The sequence below is a fragment of the Dinoroseobacter sp. S76 genome, from assembly GCF_049801095.1.
Taxonomy (GTDB): Bacteria; Pseudomonadota; Alphaproteobacteria; order Rhodobacterales; family Rhodobacteraceae; genus Dinoroseobacter.
Window position 1 is genome coordinate 1 of sequence record NZ_JBNAGH010000017.1, and the last position, 14966, is coordinate 14966.

Genomic DNA, 14966 nt, shown 5'->3' on the forward strand with positions numbered 1-14966 from the left:
GGGTGCCCTCTGACGTGAAGCGCAAGGTTGTGGATCTTGCGCTGAAGGAAACGGAGCTATCGCCACGTGAACTGGCGGTGAAGTTTACCGATCAGGAACGCTATTTTGTCTCGGAATCTACTGTATATCGGACACTCAAAGCCCATGACCTGATCACCAGCCCGGCCTTCATCGTCCTGAAAGCCGCCGATGAATTCCAACACAAAACGACGGCAATCAACCAGCTTTGGCAGACCGACTTTACCTATCTCAAGGTGATCGGCTGGGGCTGGTTCTACCTTAGCACCGTCCTCGATGATTACAGCCGCTACATCATCTCCTGGAAGCTCTGCACCAACATGCGGGCCGAGGACGTGACAGACACACTCGACCTCGCATTGCAGGCATCCGGCTGCGATCAGGTACATGTCGTTCACAAGCCGCGTCTGCTCAGCGACAACGGCTCCAGTTACGTCTCTGGGAATCTGGCCGAGTGGTTGCAGGATAAGGGCATGAAGCACTCCCGCGGTGCGCCATACCATCCGCAGACCCAAGGCAAGATCGAACGTTGGCATCAGACCCTCAAGAACCGCATCCTGCTCGAAAACTACTTCCTGCCATGCGATCTCGAGGCGCAGATCACGGCCTTTGTCGATCACTACAATCACCAGCGCTTACACGAGAGCATCAACAACGTCACACCCGCCGACGTCTACTTCGGCCGGGACAAAGCTATTCTCAAACAACGCGAAAGGATCAAACAGAAAACACTCGAAGCGCGACGCTTGCATCACCGCAAACACGCCGCATAATCAAACCAACAAGATGAGCCAAACTCTCACTTAGTTCAGGCCGCCATTGGTTCCAAAAACCATGACGACGGACACTTGAGTGTGGCCTTGGGCACGCCGTCAGAGTCTCTGGCAGACGCTGCCTGTGCCAGCGCGGCAAAATAGCCACTGCAGAAGGGATACCTAAACAATACATGCGTCATCGCAGTACCACGGCCTGTCGCGGTTGCGGTGATCACTTCACCAAGGAAGTGACAGCCCAGAGTTGCCGTTCCCCTAACTCGTTCGCTTCTGCAGTGCAGACCGCCTAAGCGGAAATCATTGTGCAAGAGCAGGGAAGGACGGGTTTGAGCCCACAGTACTTGATGCTGCAGCTGGGGCTAACGGCAGCCATCGTGTAGAACACAAGATCTGTTGCCAGGTGCGCGAAGGTGCTTACCTATAGCAAGGAATTGGCTCAAACGCCGATCGCCTATCAGCCTAGAACCACAACTTCGGGGAACTTCATTTGTGGATTTACAATCAGTAGACATGATCCGAATTTCAGTTTCCGCAGTCCAGCTTGTAGTTGCTGCAATTGTCGGATTTGCAGCAATTAGCTTTTACCGATGGCAAAAGGAATCGAAAGAGCGAGACGGATACAAAAAACGCAATTCACAATCATCACAACATAAACCTGATTGTGATCGGCAATCAAGAGCTTCAGGATATCGAAAGCGAAAATCATTTTGTTGCGGAGGGGCTTAGTAGGAAAGAGGTTCGAAAGATGTTCTACTATTTTGAGCAACTAAACAGTATCGGAGGGACCCTAGAATATGGCGCGGATAAAGTACTGATCTCCAAGTTTGATGGCGATCTGTACTATGTTTCTTCAGTTAAGAACATTGCTAGATGTATTTTTTGGGATAGAGAGTTCATTCGAAAGCACTGTTTGCCGCGAGGGTACACAGAAGATTTTATCGATTTTATGGAGGAGCAGTGGAAAGAGGCTGAAGTAGACCTCACTAGAATGGGTTATATCGACAACGGTTCGAGACCGAAAATCCAGTAACGAGATGTTCGGGTTACCCCACGCTTCGCTGTAATTCCCTTAGAGCGGTCATTGGATTGAGTAACTACAACGGCAGCAAAGTCCGCACCTCGGCCATCCGTCACGCTAGTCAAGCTCGTTGCTCACGGCCCAAAGGAGACATCCAGCCGCCACTGGTGATGCTGCGATGCGGCCCGTCAGACCCGCCATTCGCTGCAACGCCAAAACCTCGATTGGTTCGAATTCACAGTCTGCGGGACGAAGCGGACCTTCATGAAACAGAAACGAATGGCCGTAATTCACGATACCAAAATTAGCGCGTCAGCTTGAACGCTGCCAATAAAGAGTCCGCAGTTATTCCCTCAGAGTATATCGATTGGGTTTCTCGAACATCGCCGCGTGACTTGCTCGTCCTTATGCCAATGTCGTCAAAGACTCTTCCACTTTTCTTGTCTTTTAGCAACCAAAAAGTTCCGTACTCGTAAGCCGGGATTCGATTGATCTTGCAAATTCCAAAGTACAGTCGGTCCAAAAAGTCAGATACATTCTCCGATTCATCGTATGGAATGTCGAAGTTCAGACCTTCTTCTCCGAATAGCTCCGACACATCAATTCTAAGGTAACTAGTTGCACGTGACCTGCGCATCTCTGCTCTCGTCAGTTTGGCCCCATTCCTGACTAAATCCAACACTTCTTCGAGAAGCTCTCGATCAGAGCGTTCACTACTTTCGTCCATCGATACGACGTCAACTCGCGAGATTTGTTGTTCTAAATCAGGCCACCACTTTTCGAAAAGCTTCTCAAGTCGTTCAGACGACATGCCAACGCCGCCAGCGAGGTTAAGGCTTTGCAGCAACTTCAAAGTGCCTTCTTTGTTCGCAGCAACCGACTGAAATTGAGCAAGCGGAAACCGAACATCGGTAGCAGATAAGCCGTGAAGAAACGGAATTACACGAGCAATCTTGTTGGTCTTGGCGAGACAACCTGCCTCAAAAAGTATCCAAGGTGAATTTTGGTTATCAGGGGTTAAACAAATTATACCTATGTTTGATTTCTCAAGAACATCCGAGATTTGCTCGGACCACTTAGAGCCTGCTGCGATGTCATGTTCTGACATCCAAACATCCATGCTTTGAATAACGTCAGGCAACCAATTGGTTAGAGCTTTAGCAATGGCTTTGCTCGGTTCTCCGGACCAGCTTACAAAAACTTGCATGAGTTAACCTTCTCGCGTCTCCAAAGCTGACATTGGCCGCGATGCGGAAAAAAGGCAATGAGGGCTCATACCTGACCTCGGAGGCAGAGCAGCATCCTGTGATACAATGCTTTGGTCAACGTCGGGTTGTCGTTTTGGGAGGGCATGGCGGATCGGAGGATCAGTCATGGAAACACCAAACTTACCCGCCATTCGTGCGCTTCGTCCTGCGTGGAACAAGGGGCGCATTGTCGGTCAGAAACGACCACTGAAACCAAAGCATGTCTGGGCAATCCGTGTTCGCCTTGAGCTAGCAGAAAACCATCGCGACCTCGCGCTGTTCAACATGGCTATCGACAGCAAGCTTCGAGGCTGCGACCTGGTGAAGATGAAAGTGGTCGACGTCATGGCATCTGGCCAGATCAAGGAACGGGCATCGGTCTTACAGAGCAAAACACAGAAACCGGTCCGCTTTGAGATTTCTGAAGGTACTCGAGCCTCAGTCGAGAAGTGGATGGAAGACGAGCTCATGGTCGGCTCCGAGTACCTTTGGCCTGGCCGGTTCCACGAGCGCCCGCATATCTCGACCCGGCAGTACGCAAGGATTGTCCGCGACTGGGTAACGTCGGTCGGTCTCGAGGCGAGTGCTTACGGTACCCACTCGATGCGCCGAACCAAGGTCACCCAAATCTACAAGAAGACCGGCAACCTTCGAGCTGTTCAGCTTCTTCTCGGTCACACTAAGATGGACAGCACGGTCCGGTACCTGGGCGTCGAACTCGAGGATGCGCTGGCCATCGCCGAAGCTATTGAAATCTAGGGTATTTGGGTCGCCTTGACTGGCGGCCCTATCCCGCCGTTCCGCACAGATCCAAGATGCTGCGGCTGCAGCCCGCTTTGCGGACCTTCGCGATCTAAAGCTATGCGCCCAGTGACACTTGACTCGATCCCAGCGTTTCCAATGCTTGAAATTGTACTGATTTGCCCCCATTTCGGTAACAGGTGAAAATGTCCGTTAGAAAGGAGGTCCCTCGTGACCAAACTTTTGAAATCCCGGAAACCCCGGTGCTGAGAGGGGAAACCACGTTCCTGCCGGAAATATTTCGCGACTTAAATGGAACTAGGGCGGTGTGAACCGTCTGATGAGTGGAAAGGCAAAAGGAAGGGCAAAAAAACTGCGGCGCGTACCACGGAGACACTGTGGGTCGTTGAACCCAAAACCTCATTCGCTCCGTTGCTCCCCCCTGCAATACGATCGCAACAAATGGTGCAGGGGGCCGCAGGGCTGCTGCAGTCTAAATGGTGCTTCGCAGAACGGCCCATAGCCGACCTCCGACAGCCTGCCTCAATGCTGCGGCCGCAGTCCGCAGTCCGCAGTCCGCAGTCCGCAGTCCGCAGTCCGCAGTCCGCAGTCCGCAGTCCGCAAAGCTGACATTTAAAACTACATCAGCACAAGTAGCATTTAAACTAGCTCGAACGCTCACAAACGACCTTGAGCGCTCTGTTTTCTCGGTTCAACGCCGCTTTGAACGCCAGTGTTAACAAGGATTGGATTGGCCACCAGGTTGGAACAAATCGGAGTTGCAAGGTGCTCTCGATTGATGTGCGGTTGTCTACCAAGACGTGCCTCGCCACAAAGCGCTCCTTCTCATCGATGGTGCGCCATGCCTCTACTTTGTTTGGAACCAGTTCGGTGACTTGCCAGCGCCGTTTCGGTTGTAGCGGTTGCTTAACCGAGAACTCCGTCCCTATTGACAGCTGATCGGCATCTTGAACACTCGCCGCTTGTATCGTTGGGCACCATTCAGGCCATCGATTGACGTCAATTGTGTATTGCCAGACAGTTTCCAACGGGGCCGTAATGAGGATGGAACTTTCAACAACAGACGTTGAAGGCATCCCGGCTTCCGCACTTAGTGCATGCATATCTCTTCTCCTTTGCAGGAGTGTCATGCATCAACAGGTTCCTTCCCGCTATTCGCCCATCGGACACGAAGGGTTTGGATAAGACGCTAGGTTGCGTCTCCAAGCGCATGGCTCAACTTCGCCTGCCACTTGCGTCGGTATTCGCTGGCACTCAATCCGACCCGCTTCTTGAACGCGGTGCGAAACGCAGAAGGCTCTGCATATCCAACTTCTGCAGCAATGTCGTCGATTGGGGTATCGGATGTTTCGAGTGCCTGTTTTGCCTCTTCGACCCGGACCGTTTGAACATAGTCGCTTGGAGTCTGCCCTGTGGCAGCTCGGAACCGGCGCAACAACGTACGCTCTGTCATCCCCACCATGCGCGCCATTTCCTGAACAGGGTTCGAATGCTCGTAGTTGACGGCTATCCAGCTCTGTAGGTCGCCGATGACTGCGTCTGAATGCTGGCGTCCAGCGGACAAAGACGCAAAGCCCATTTGGCCTTGGGAGTGCGGTTCGATTAGGTAGAGTTTGGCAATGCGACGCGCTTCTTCGCAACCTACCAAATGGGCAATCAGGTAAAGAACAAGATCAGCCCAAGCTGACGCGCCACCGGCGGTTACGATGCGATGTCCGTCGCCCGCAGGGATCAAGACACGTTCGCGGCGTACGCGTATTCCTTCAAATTCTTCAGCTAACCGTTCTGAGTAAGCCCAATGGGTCGTTGCATCCACTCCGTTCAGGACGCCACTCATGCCCAAGAGCAGCGCTCCTGAACAGACGGATGTCACCATCCCACCGGACTCGTGCACCTGAGCGGCCCACTCCGCGATTGGATTCATTTCCAAAGGGAGCGGCTTCCATGGGTCAAGATGCATGTCTGGTACAATCACGAGATCGGTTTGCGACGGTTCAGGTAACACGGCTTCCGGGGTGATCAGGCGGCCATTCAAATCGCGATAGGCTACACCGTCCGGCGTGCACAGACGCGCCCGGAAGGGTGATGGGAGCATCTGTTCGCCATGAAGCATCGCCCAGTCTCGCCCCACAGAAGCCAGAACATCCAGGATCGCAAAGACTGTCGATGTCCCAGCCCAAGGAAGTCCTACAACAACTGTTTCTAGTGATTTTGACATTTCAGATGTCCGATTTTAGCCGTTCTTGTCGATCCAAAAGCTAACGCGACTCGGCTTGTCAATGCAAACGATCTCCATCCGAGCGCCACGGCGCTTTCAACAATGGAGACCCAAATGAACGATCTTTCCTCACCAACTAACTTCGATGCCGAACGCGCCGAAGCCTTCGCTGGTCAGCTTGTCGGCACGATCACGAACGCCGCAACCTCGATTATGATCTCACTTGGCCACCGTGTCGGACTGTTCGACGCAATGGCCGCTCTGCCACCGAGCAGTAGTGAAGCACTCGCTTCTTCAGCAGGTCTTGCTGAGCGCTATGTACGCGAATGGCTTGCTGTCATGGTGACGTCTCGCATTGTTGAGTACCAACCGGAGAACCAGACTTACTCACTGCCTGCTGAGCATGCCGCTTTTCTGACTCGGACTGCCGCGCCAAACAACATCGCTGTAACCAGTCAATTTGTTGGGGTTGCCGCCTCAGTCGAAGAGCAAATGATTGAGCGGTTTCAAAGCGGCGATGGTCTGCACTATGACCACTTTCTCCGCTTCCATGAGGTGATGGCGGAGGACAGCTATCAGACGACGGTCATGGCGCTCATCGAAAGCATCTTGCCCATCGTGCCAGGATTGGTCGAGCGCCTGAAAGACGGCATTGATGTTGTTGACGTTGCCTGTGGTGGAGGTCGCGCGCTCCTCAAGATGGCCGAGGCTTACCCTAACAGTTCTTTCACGGGACTTGATCTATGCGAAGACGCCTTTGCTGAAGCACGTGTTCAAGCGCTCAAGGATGGCCTCGACAACCTCACGTTTAGAACGCTTGATCTAAGCACGGTCACAACGCTTGGTGCCTACGATCTCGTGACAGGTTTCGACGCCGTACATGATCAGAAAGACCCGCTTGGTCTGGTCAAGACAATCTACAATTCACTGAACGAAGGTGGCGTCTTCTTGATGCAGGACATCGGTGGATCGCGAGACCTTGTCACCAATATGGACAACCCTCTTTCACCGCTCTTGTTCACCATTTCGCTGATGCACTGCACCCCGATTTCGATCGGCCAAGGCGGTCCTGGCTTAGGAACGATGTGGGGTGTGGAAACCGCACAGGACTTTTTGGCCGAGGCTGGGTTTGACGATGTGGAAACCCATCGCCTGCCGCATGACCAAGTCAACGCCTACTTCGTCGCGCGCCGCTAAGAGCGCGTGATCTCAACCTAGGATAACACCATGTCTCTACGCATTCTTCAGCGTCTTTCTGACGCCCGTCAGCGGCGTAAAACACGCCGCATCATTACAAACCTTCCCAAGAGCGTCCAACGGGACATCGGCTTGATCGATGGTCTATCGGATGGGGTGCTCCGTCGATCACGTTAGGACCCGGCCATGCAACACCCTGACAAACACACACTTATCATTGGGGCCGGTTTGACCGGCCTCGCCACCGCACACATCCTGCGCGACCAGGGTATCCCTGTCACCGTGCTGGATGCATCTGGCCGCGTGGCTTGGAACTGGCGGCAGCGCCATCCCGCGTTGCGGTTAAACATTCATCGTAAGTTTGCAGCACTACCGGGCAAACCGGCACCACGTTCAGACGGCGCCTATCTAAAGCGCGATACCCTTATTCAGCACCTCGAAGACTACGCCAATTATCTTCGCGACTGCATCGAAGCTGGGGTCATCGTCTCCGGCATAGAACGAACCCCAAGTGGTTGGCGCGTCGTTGCCGGAAGCCGTTCGTTCGAGGCACCGAATGTCGTTGTGGCAACAGGGCGCGACCGAACCCCGAATATCCCGGCCTGGCGAGGTCTTGAGCGTTTTGAAGGGGACGTGATCCATGCAGCAAACGTCGGCGACCTATCTCAGTACGACGGCAAGAACGTTCTTGTAGTCGGCGCGGGCAACTCCGGCGGTGACGTGCTGAACCACCTCGCGCGGAACAATCCAAAGGATGTAAGGATTTCCGTACGCTACGGACCTGCAATCGTTCCGCAACGCGTGTTCGGTTTCCCGTTACACCGTGCAGCAAATCTGTTCGCAGCTATGCCGCTTTGGATGGTCGATCCGGCGTTCGCGCTAACGCAGCGCTTGTTCTTTGGCGATCTCAAAAAGTACGGTTTGACCTCCCATTCATTGGGCGGTGGAACAAGGCTCGCCACCGACGGGACGGCATTTGCCATAGACGACGGGTTTGTCGCTGCAATCAAGAGCGGGCGCTTCAAGGTCGTTGGTGAGATCACTGAGTTTTGGACCGACCGCGTCTCTTTCGATTGCTTCCGCACGTTCGAGCCGGATGTGGTGATCTGTGCGACGGGATACAAAACTGCATTGGAGCCTTTGCTCGGGGGGTTTGATGTCCTCAACCATGCGGGCATCCCAAAGCACCCGATGGGAGAGCCGACGCCAGGTCTGCCTGGTCTATGGTTCAATGGGTTTCGGCCTGAATTCCAAGGCTACTTCCACTCGGCGGCCAAGGGCGCGCATCGAATTGCGTCTGGCATCCTTAAAGACTCCAAAATGGGCAAACCGGCGCATGCTTCGCCTCATCGCAGGCTTGCTGCATAATCTAAGACGAGGTGCTTTGACGATAGCTGATTCATCATCAGAGCACTTCGCTCAGCCGAGGTAATCAACATGACCAAGAGTTCATTCTCCGAAAGCCTAATGTCCATGTCCGACGAGGTTTGGGAACGCCATGCCAATCCATGGAGCGGATGGAGCCGCATTTCGATCCCTCCCCTCTTTGTCGCGGCCATCTGGAGCCGTGAATGGATCGGGTGGTGGCCCCTCGCCCTCGTTGCGCTGGTCTGCATCTGGACTTGGTGGAACCCACGCGCATTTCGAAAACCAGACGACCTCGATAACTGGATGTCCAAGGGCGTCTTTGGTGAGCGTGTATGGATCGCCCGAAAGACGACCCCGATCCCGGCTCATCACGGTAAAATGCCCCATATTCTCGCCATTGTGAGCGGTTTAGGGCTGCTGCCATTGGCATGGGGCTTGTGGGTATTGGACCCATGGCCAGTGATCTCCGGATTGATCCTCGTGATGGGCGGCAAGCTTTGGTTCCTAGACCGCATGGTCTGGCTCATTGAGGACACGGGCGGCTTCGAGTCGAAGCGTTAGCCTTTTTGCCAATGGACGTACACAAGCGTTGGATCGTCATCGGGAGCCACGGCGTTTACATCGAGCACGCAGCCGATCCGCTCGGCCAGTCGAATTGATATGGTGTTCTCAGGGTCAATGTAGCTGACAGCGCGAGGCCAATTGAGATCACCAAGAACATGGTCGCGCAATGAAACAACAGCTTCACTGGCAAAACCCTGACCTTCGGCTTCTGGAGACCAGATCGACCACGTCAATTCCTTCTCTGGCCATCCGCTTGGATACCAGGGCCCGGCAGTTCCAATGGCGTCGCCTGTATCTTTGCGACAAACAACGAACGGTCCTGTTTGGTGCAGCGACCAATGTCCGAGGAAGATCGCAAAGACACGCCACGCAAGATCCGTTTTACCATCGCCGCCGCCTACAAACCGTGCGCGCTCAGAAGTGAAGAACGAGGTCCAACCCGCTAGGTCAGCAGGCTCAGGTCTACGAAGAGTTAGGCGGTCGGTCTCAAGCATGACGGTCCTCATCGGTTGACGGGAGTACTCTTTGCCAGCAATCGTTCAAACCAAGAAGGTTGGAACCGGACGTGACCGATGCAGATCGGTTAGTCTCTGAAATGAGCGTTCCAGATTGCAACACGCGACGTGTCTCTTGCTTCATATTCACGGATCGCATCCGAAAGGCATTCCGGGCCGGATAAGTCCCGGCCTTCAGCAATTTCCGTCATTCGCATCGTATACCAAGCCGTGACGCCACCCTCTGGTGGATTTTCGAACCGGGGAAATGATGGTGCTCTGGTATCACCAGCAAGCCAAGCATTTGGAAGCGATAGGTCAAGAACGAGCGCCCTGGCTAGCCCAACCACATCAACGCCTGCCGACAGAGCGTCGACGGCTTGCACGTATGTCTTGAAGCCGCCGGTCAGCATCAGTGGTTTCGATGTCAGTCTGCGAGCACGGCGCGCGAAGTCCAGAAAGTAAGGGCCTTCTCCACCTGTATCAGAGGCAGGCTTTGCGCCTGGAAAGTACGTGCCGCCGCTGATGTCGATGAGATCAATGCTGGTTTTTTCCAACGCGGAGATGACCTTGAGCGAATCCTCTTCGGTCAATCCGCCTTCCAACTGATCAGTGGCATTCAGTTTGATGCCGATAGGGAATTGGGGACCGACCTGATCTCTGACCTCGGCGATCACTTCCATTGTCAGCCGCATGCGGTTCTCAATCGAGCCACCGTATTGATCATCGCGCCTATTGAAGAGAGGTGACAAGAACTGACTAAGCAAAAACCCGCGTGCTGCATGTATTTGCACCCCACCAAATCCCATTTCTTTAGCCAAGCAGGCCGTGCGCGCAAATTCAGTAGGTATCTGCGTAATCTCCACCAAAGAGAGTGCACGACAGGCGATAGATCCCACCTCCAAAGCGCTTGGCCCCAGAGGAACGCTGATCGGTGGATGTGCCATGGCACCAGCATGGCCAAGCTGCAGCCACAACTGAGCGCTATTCTTGCTCCCAGCTTCAGCGTCATCACGCAATACGAGGTTTCCTGGCTTCTCTGCGGCAAACGGATCGCCCTGAACTTCACCAATGATCGACAAACCGAGTCCGCCTTCGGCCCAGATACCGTACAGATCGATCTGCTGTTGGCTGGGATTGCCTATTCCATCCCCGAGAGAGTCTGACATCGCTGGCTTTGCGATCCGGTTTTTAAGAACCGCTCCGCATGGTAGCTCAAGCGCTTGGGACAGCTCTGTACGTTCTGATGTCGTCATGGGGCCGATCAAACTGCTCATGTATTGGACATTCCCGGAAACCATAGCGATTTCCTTTTGTTCGCAAGGCTTCGATCGGAAAGTTTAGGTTTGTATCGGACAAGACTGCGCATGCGGAGCTTGTCGCAGGCGGCCCAGAGCCGACATTGGACACGGTCTTCGAATGCTGCGGGTGCAGCCCATATTCCAGTCATTCGCTGCGAGTGCAAAACCAAGGGTCATCCAAAACCACAATCGAGACACTATGCGGATGTTCATGGCATGATCGTCTCCAGGTCACCGTTACACAAGATACGCGCTAGAAAGCGAAGCCAGCTTTGCCGCGGTGCAGGCAGTGCACAGCTAGACAATTTGCGTGTGCGCTAAGCTTCTCAATTCGCGTCAAAAAAATTGAGTTTCAGCGCAGCTATACACTAGGTTGCGATTTAGGATTGAATTGGAAATCAGCATTTAACCAACGGTTGAGAATTCCTTAATGGCTACAGGATGATGAAGATGGTCGAAAAAAGATCAAAGCTAGTTCGCATGATCGTTCGAAACATCGGTTGCATTGGGCCTGACGGCATCAGTGTTGCGCTGGATGATGTTGTTTGCGTTGTAGGGCGCAATAACTCCGGGAAATCAACCCTTCTCCGGGCCTATGAGCTCGCTCAGGGTAGCGAAAAATTCGATTGGATTCGCGATCGTTGTGCGCAAGCTCCGGAAGACCAACCATCCGAAGTGATCCTCGAAGTCCATATTCCCGAGGGTATCGGCAATATTAGCGAAGAATGGAAGGAAGAACGAGAAGATCTGCGCATCCTCACCAGCCGCTGGCAATGGTGGCCAGAACAAGTTGAGGACGGCAAGGTCTCGCCGCTCCGGCAGACCCGCCTGCCCAGCCAAGCCGAAGAGGAAAACGGGGGCTATGCCTTAGATGGCAAAGCTGGTGGTGCCGACAACGTGTTCAATTCTCGCTTGCCGCAGCCAGTTCGAATTGGCTCGCGCGGAGACCCTGCCGAGGCCGAGAAGGCACTTATGAAACTGGTTCTCGAGCCAGTCGGCACAGCCCTTTCAAATGCCGCTGCAGATGCTGATTCCGCCCTCTCTCTCGCAATGTCGCAGCTCCAAAAAGGCGTCACAGGTATTGTCCAGGAACAGAAATCTCAGTTTTCAGAGGCGGTTTCGCAAGTAGAACAAGGCTTTACCGGTGTGTTCCCTGGCTTATCAGTCACCTTGGACGTGAAGGCTGCCCCACCAAGATTTGACGCAGCCAAGCTCATCGCTGACGGTTCGGGCCTACGCGTCACGGACAATGGGGCAGAAGTTCAATTGTCTCAACAGGGGGCGGGCGCACAGCGAGCACTTTTCTGGACCATGCTACAGGTTCGTAATCGCCTCGTTAGCGACAAAAAACTTCGCGAAGATGCAGTTAAGGCGCTGAAGAAAGAACTGACGAAAGCAAAGAAAGATCCAATTAGAACACAAGAGATCCAAGCTCAAATCGAAGCGATCCAAGCAGGCGGCGCTTTGCCGGACGATGCCAGCGATCCCGCATTGCCCGGATACATCTTGCTAATTGATGAGCCGGAAAACGCCCTTCACCCGCTCGCGGCTCGCGCGGCCCAGCGGCAGCTGTACGAACTTGCTGGTCAGCCTGAGTGGCAGGTGATGATGACCACTCATTCTCCGCTTTTCGTCAATCCGGCTATGGACCATACCACGATTCTTCGGCTCGAACGCGAAGGTGCTGACGACTTAGTTGGTCCCAAGACCTTTCGCACTGACGAGGCTGGTTTCACTGGCGATGAGAAGGAAACACTAAAGGCAATCCAGGAGATGGATCCAACGTTCTGCGAGGTCTTCTTCGGCACGTATCCCATCGTCGTAGAGGGCGACACCGAACATGCAGCCTTCATTGCAGCGGTGGTCGAAGCGGGGCACGAGCTCATCGATCAGGTTACAATTATAAAAGCCCGAGGAAAGCCGCAGATACGCGCTGTCATGAAAATGCTGATCCACTTCCGTAAAGACTTCGGGGTGCTGCATGATTGCGATTGGCCCCACGGCACGGCCAAAAACAAGCAAGGGACGCTCAAGAAGTCTCCCTCTTGGGCGCACAACAAAGAAATTCGCAAACTTGTTCACGAAGCTAGATCAGCCGGTATCGGCGTAGCTCATGAAGTAAGTATACCAGATTTTGAACGGCATATTGGCTTGCCGCGTGGAGCTAGCAGCAAGCCGTTCGAAGCTTATCTTGCCATCAAGCAGAGTGAAGGGCTCAAAAAGTACGTACAGGGACTATTGCAGAAACTAAAGAACCCGGAGCGATATGAGATAGGACAAGTCAAGGCAAGCGACGCCGATGCTTTTGTCACTGGCATCTTGGAGCAGCTCCGTAAAAGGTCAGCTACGCAAAATTGGGAGGACTCCTTCCGTCTTGGAGATTGAACCAGGGCTTCGAAGAGTGCTGTGTAGTACTTGGTTGTCTCGCTAACCACCAACAATTCAATGGTTTTTTAGCCAGATCATGCCGTCAAAGGCGCCAAGCTTCGCCTTGTCTTGGGTGTCGTAGAGGCGACGGGCTTGAGTTGCGACCCCAGTGCTAAGTCGGGTGATCTGTCCGCTCCATCCGCTGTTCTTCGGAAAGACCACAATGTGGAAGCCGTCGGTTTTCAAGTAGTCATTTCCGCTCTGCGAGACCTTCCATTTTCGTGTCAGCCAACGTGCGCGACGCTGGGCCAGGTTCTTGCTGTCAGATTCCCGTTTTGAAGCGGCCGCGTAGTCCTCCTCCATCTTGCCGGCGCAAACACAACCGCACTCTAGAATGTGCGGATAGTCAGGATGCTGCATCTGGTGGACATACCGGATGTCCTTGTTTTCGCACATCTCACATTGGGTGGAGGGTTCACCAAGATCCTCAAATCCGATGCAGATCCAACCTTTCTTGGGAACACCTTGTTGCGACCATTTTCCAAAAGATGGCATTTCAGAGCCCCTGGCCTTCTGACGCAGGCAGTTTGATCAGGTAGCCGCGCGCCAGCTTTTGTTTGACTAAGTCAGAAAGGGCAGTCTCAGCCTCGGTTTGTGTCCGGTACCAATCGTGGCAATGCCGGCCCCAAGTACCAAAGCGGCCCCACTGCCGGTGGACGCCGTGTTGGCCAAACAGGTCTTTGGTCAGCCCCACGGAATAGAACCGGTTCATGTTGAGGGAGGGGTCTATGCGGCGCATATCAATTTGCATCAATCTCCTCCTCGGTCATTGGAATATAGTCGATAGAGACCCGTTCTAGACGAGGCTCATTTTGCTCAAGACCCCATCGGCGTTTCGTGTAGAACTCAAGTGCTTTCCGGGTTCTTGACTCAAGCACGTCTGAAGTGAACCCAAATTCAATGCGGACCACGCGTTGCTGCGCCTCAGTCAATCTTGAATGCGGTTTGAGTTTCAGGATGGCCCAGGTGAACCAATCGTCATCTCGGGGTACCGCACCAGCCGGCTTGGTTTTTGCGAACGACTGATCAGGGTCAATGCGAACAGGATGGAAGTCACGAAAACCATTACGTTCAAAACACCAGGCTCGTACGTGAAGCCTAACGCCATCAGAAGCGAATCGAACAGGTGCAATCCAGCGAGTCATCGGTTCTGGATCTCGCATCGATTGATAAACGATCCTTGTTGCCTCTTTCGCCCTGAAGGCTCGGTAGAGCGGCCGTAAGACGCGCAGGTCCTGAGTGCGTTGCAAATCTGGCAATCTATCGAATGCTGGAGATGGAGTGCCGACTAAGAGTTGCTCCAGCTCCATCGAAGACGACTTACCAGTGAGCCGTTCAAAGCTGTGATCGGCAAGGTATTGGCGCGAAGAGGCATCATAGTGCAGTGCGTCTTTCGGCGCTTCGGAGAGGTAAGTCCGAAAATCGAGAGCGGCCTGCGCATTAGAAATACCAAAACGCTTGATCAAGGAAGCACGAGTTGCTGCACCGTCCCAGAAAAACAGTCTGTCGAGGTATTCTAGGCGCGCACGCTGGGCATGTTTGAGGTCTTCAAAGGGCATGCGACAAGGATACCTTGACT

The 14966-nt window shown here is 53.7% G+C and carries 15 protein-coding genes; 7 read left to right on the forward strand and 8 right to left on the reverse strand.

Annotated elements, in window-relative coordinates; translation table 11 throughout:
- A partial coding sequence (locus ACP153_RS21920) for an IS3 family transposase (protein ID WP_424973152.1) occupies positions 1-791 on the forward strand: 791 nt, incomplete at its 5' end.
- A 556-nt stretch (positions 792-1347) separates the two neighbouring features.
- Positions 1348-1821, forward strand: a complete 474-nt coding sequence (locus ACP153_RS21925; RefSeq protein WP_424973153.1) for a hypothetical protein — start codon at positions 1348-1350, stop codon at positions 1819-1821.
- A gap of 292 nt (positions 1822-2113) precedes the next feature.
- On the opposite strand, the gene ACP153_RS21930 is transcribed toward ACP153_RS21925, so the two are convergent.
- On the reverse strand, positions 2114-3016 hold the full coding sequence (locus ACP153_RS21930) for a toll/interleukin-1 receptor domain-containing protein (RefSeq protein WP_424973154.1): 903 nt from the start codon (positions 3014-3016) through the stop codon (positions 2114-2116).
- A 166-nt stretch (positions 3017-3182) separates the two neighbouring features.
- Here ACP153_RS21930 and ACP153_RS21935 point away from each other — a divergent pair, with 166 nt between their 5' ends.
- Positions 3183-3815 (forward strand): tyrosine-type recombinase/integrase, encoded by a 633-nt coding sequence (locus ACP153_RS21935; RefSeq protein WP_424973155.1) that lies wholly within the window; start codon positions 3183-3185, stop codon positions 3813-3815.
- Positions 3816-4462: 647 nt separating this feature from the next.
- Here ACP153_RS21935 and ACP153_RS21940 read toward each other — a convergent pair.
- On the reverse strand, positions 4463-4948 hold the full coding sequence (locus ACP153_RS21940) for an SRPBCC family protein (protein ID WP_424973156.1): 486 nt from the start codon (positions 4946-4948) through the stop codon (positions 4463-4465).
- 59 nt (positions 4949-5007) lie between these two features.
- The gene (locus ACP153_RS21945) at positions 5008-6036 is read right to left on the reverse strand and encodes a GlxA family transcriptional regulator (protein ID WP_424973157.1); all 1029 of its coding nucleotides are present in this window, start codon (positions 6034-6036) and stop codon (positions 5008-5010) included.
- A 114-nt stretch (positions 6037-6150) separates the two neighbouring features.
- Here ACP153_RS21945 and ACP153_RS21950 point away from each other — a divergent pair, with 114 nt between their 5' ends.
- From ACP153_RS21950 to ACP153_RS21960, 3 genes are all read left to right on the forward strand, one after another.
- A complete protein-coding gene (locus ACP153_RS21950) occupies positions 6151-7233 on the forward strand; it encodes a class I SAM-dependent methyltransferase (RefSeq protein ID WP_424973158.1) in 1083 nt (360 codons plus the stop codon).
- Between the two features lie 186 nt (positions 7234-7419).
- Positions 7420-8601, forward strand: coding sequence for a flavin-containing monooxygenase (locus ACP153_RS21955; protein ID WP_424973159.1), 1182 nt, complete (start codon positions 7420-7422; stop codon positions 8599-8601).
- Positions 8602-8706: 105 nt separating this feature from the next.
- Positions 8707-9162, forward strand: coding sequence for a DUF6653 family protein (locus tag ACP153_RS21960; protein WP_424973160.1), 456 nt, complete (start codon positions 8707-8709; stop codon positions 9160-9162).
- On the opposite strand, the gene ACP153_RS21965 is transcribed toward ACP153_RS21960, so the two are convergent.
- A complete protein-coding gene (locus tag ACP153_RS21965) occupies positions 9159-9659 on the reverse strand; it encodes a GNAT family N-acetyltransferase (RefSeq protein WP_424973161.1) in 501 nt (166 codons plus the stop codon). The two genes, ACP153_RS21960 and ACP153_RS21965, sit on opposite strands and share 4 nt — an antisense overlap.
- An 89-nt stretch (positions 9660-9748) precedes the next feature.
- A complete protein-coding gene (locus ACP153_RS21970) occupies positions 9749-10915 on the reverse strand; it encodes an oxidoreductase (protein ID WP_424973162.1) in 1167 nt (388 codons plus the stop codon).
- 486 nt (positions 10916-11401) lie between these two features.
- Here ACP153_RS21970 and ACP153_RS21975 point away from each other — a divergent pair, with 486 nt between their 5' ends.
- Complete coding sequence (locus ACP153_RS21975) at positions 11402-13345, forward strand: ATP-dependent nuclease (protein ID WP_424973163.1); 1944 nt, start codon at positions 11402-11404, stop codon at positions 13343-13345.
- Between the two features lie 57 nt (positions 13346-13402).
- On the opposite strand, the gene ACP153_RS21980 is transcribed toward ACP153_RS21975, so the two are convergent.
- The 3 genes from ACP153_RS21980 to ACP153_RS21990 form a co-directional block, all read right to left on the reverse strand.
- A complete protein-coding gene (locus ACP153_RS21980; protein WP_424973164.1) occupies positions 13403-13783 on the reverse strand; it encodes a hypothetical protein in 381 nt (126 codons plus the stop codon).
- Positions 13784-13883: 100 nt separating this feature from the next.
- Positions 13884-14138 (reverse strand): WGR domain-containing protein, encoded by a 255-nt coding sequence (locus tag ACP153_RS21985; RefSeq protein WP_424973165.1) that lies wholly within the window; start codon positions 14136-14138, stop codon positions 13884-13886.
- Entirely contained in the window at positions 14128-14946 is an 819-nt protein-coding gene (locus tag ACP153_RS21990; RefSeq protein WP_424973166.1) for a WYL domain-containing protein, read from the reverse strand. The genes ACP153_RS21985 and ACP153_RS21990 overlap by 11 nt, the downstream gene beginning before the upstream one ends.
- Positions 14947-14966 lie beyond the last annotated feature (20 nt).

Excerpts from the sequence above, each read along its gene's own strand:
- ACP153_RS21965 (WP_424973161.1), bottom strand. The coding sequence starts at position 9,659 with ATGCTTGAGACCGACCGCCTAACTCTTCGTAGACCTGAGCCTGCTGAC.
- ACP153_RS21930 (WP_424973154.1), bottom strand. The coding sequence starts at position 3,016 with ATGCAAGTTTTTGTAAGCTGGTCCGGAGAACCGAGCAAAGCCATTGCT.
- ACP153_RS21935 (WP_424973155.1), top strand. The coding sequence starts at position 3,183 with ATGGAAACACCAAACTTACCCGCCATTCGTGCGCTTCGTCCTGCGTGG.
- ACP153_RS21940 (WP_424973156.1), bottom strand. The coding sequence starts at position 4,948 with ATGACACTCCTGCAAAGGAGAAGAGATATGCATGCACTAAGTGCGGAA.
- ACP153_RS21975 (WP_424973163.1), top strand. The coding sequence starts at position 11,402 with ATGATGAAGATGGTCGAAAAAAGATCAAAGCTAGTTCGCATGATCGTT.
- ACP153_RS21950 (WP_424973158.1), top strand. The coding sequence starts at position 6,151 with ATGAACGATCTTTCCTCACCAACTAACTTCGATGCCGAACGCGCCGAA.
- ACP153_RS21955 (WP_424973159.1), top strand. The coding sequence starts at position 7,420 with ATGCAACACCCTGACAAACACACACTTATCATTGGGGCCGGTTTGACC.
- ACP153_RS21980 (WP_424973164.1), bottom strand. The coding sequence starts at position 13,783 with ATGTGCGAAAACAAGGACATCCGGTATGTCCACCAGATGCAGCATCCT.
- ACP153_RS21990 (WP_424973166.1), bottom strand. The coding sequence starts at position 14,946 with ATGCCCTTTGAAGACCTCAAACATGCCCAGCGTGCGCGCCTAGAATAC.
- ACP153_RS21970 (WP_424973162.1), bottom strand. The coding sequence starts at position 10,915 with ATGACGACATCAGAACGTACAGAGCTGTCCCAAGCGCTTGAGCTACCA.
- ACP153_RS21960 (WP_424973160.1), top strand. The coding sequence starts at position 8,707 with ATGTCCGACGAGGTTTGGGAACGCCATGCCAATCCATGGAGCGGATGG.
- ACP153_RS21985 (WP_424973165.1), bottom strand. The coding sequence starts at position 14,138 with ATGCAAATTGATATGCGCCGCATAGACCCCTCCCTCAACATGAACCGG.
- ACP153_RS21945 (WP_424973157.1), bottom strand. The coding sequence starts at position 6,036 with ATGTCAAAATCACTAGAAACAGTTGTTGTAGGACTTCCTTGGGCTGGG.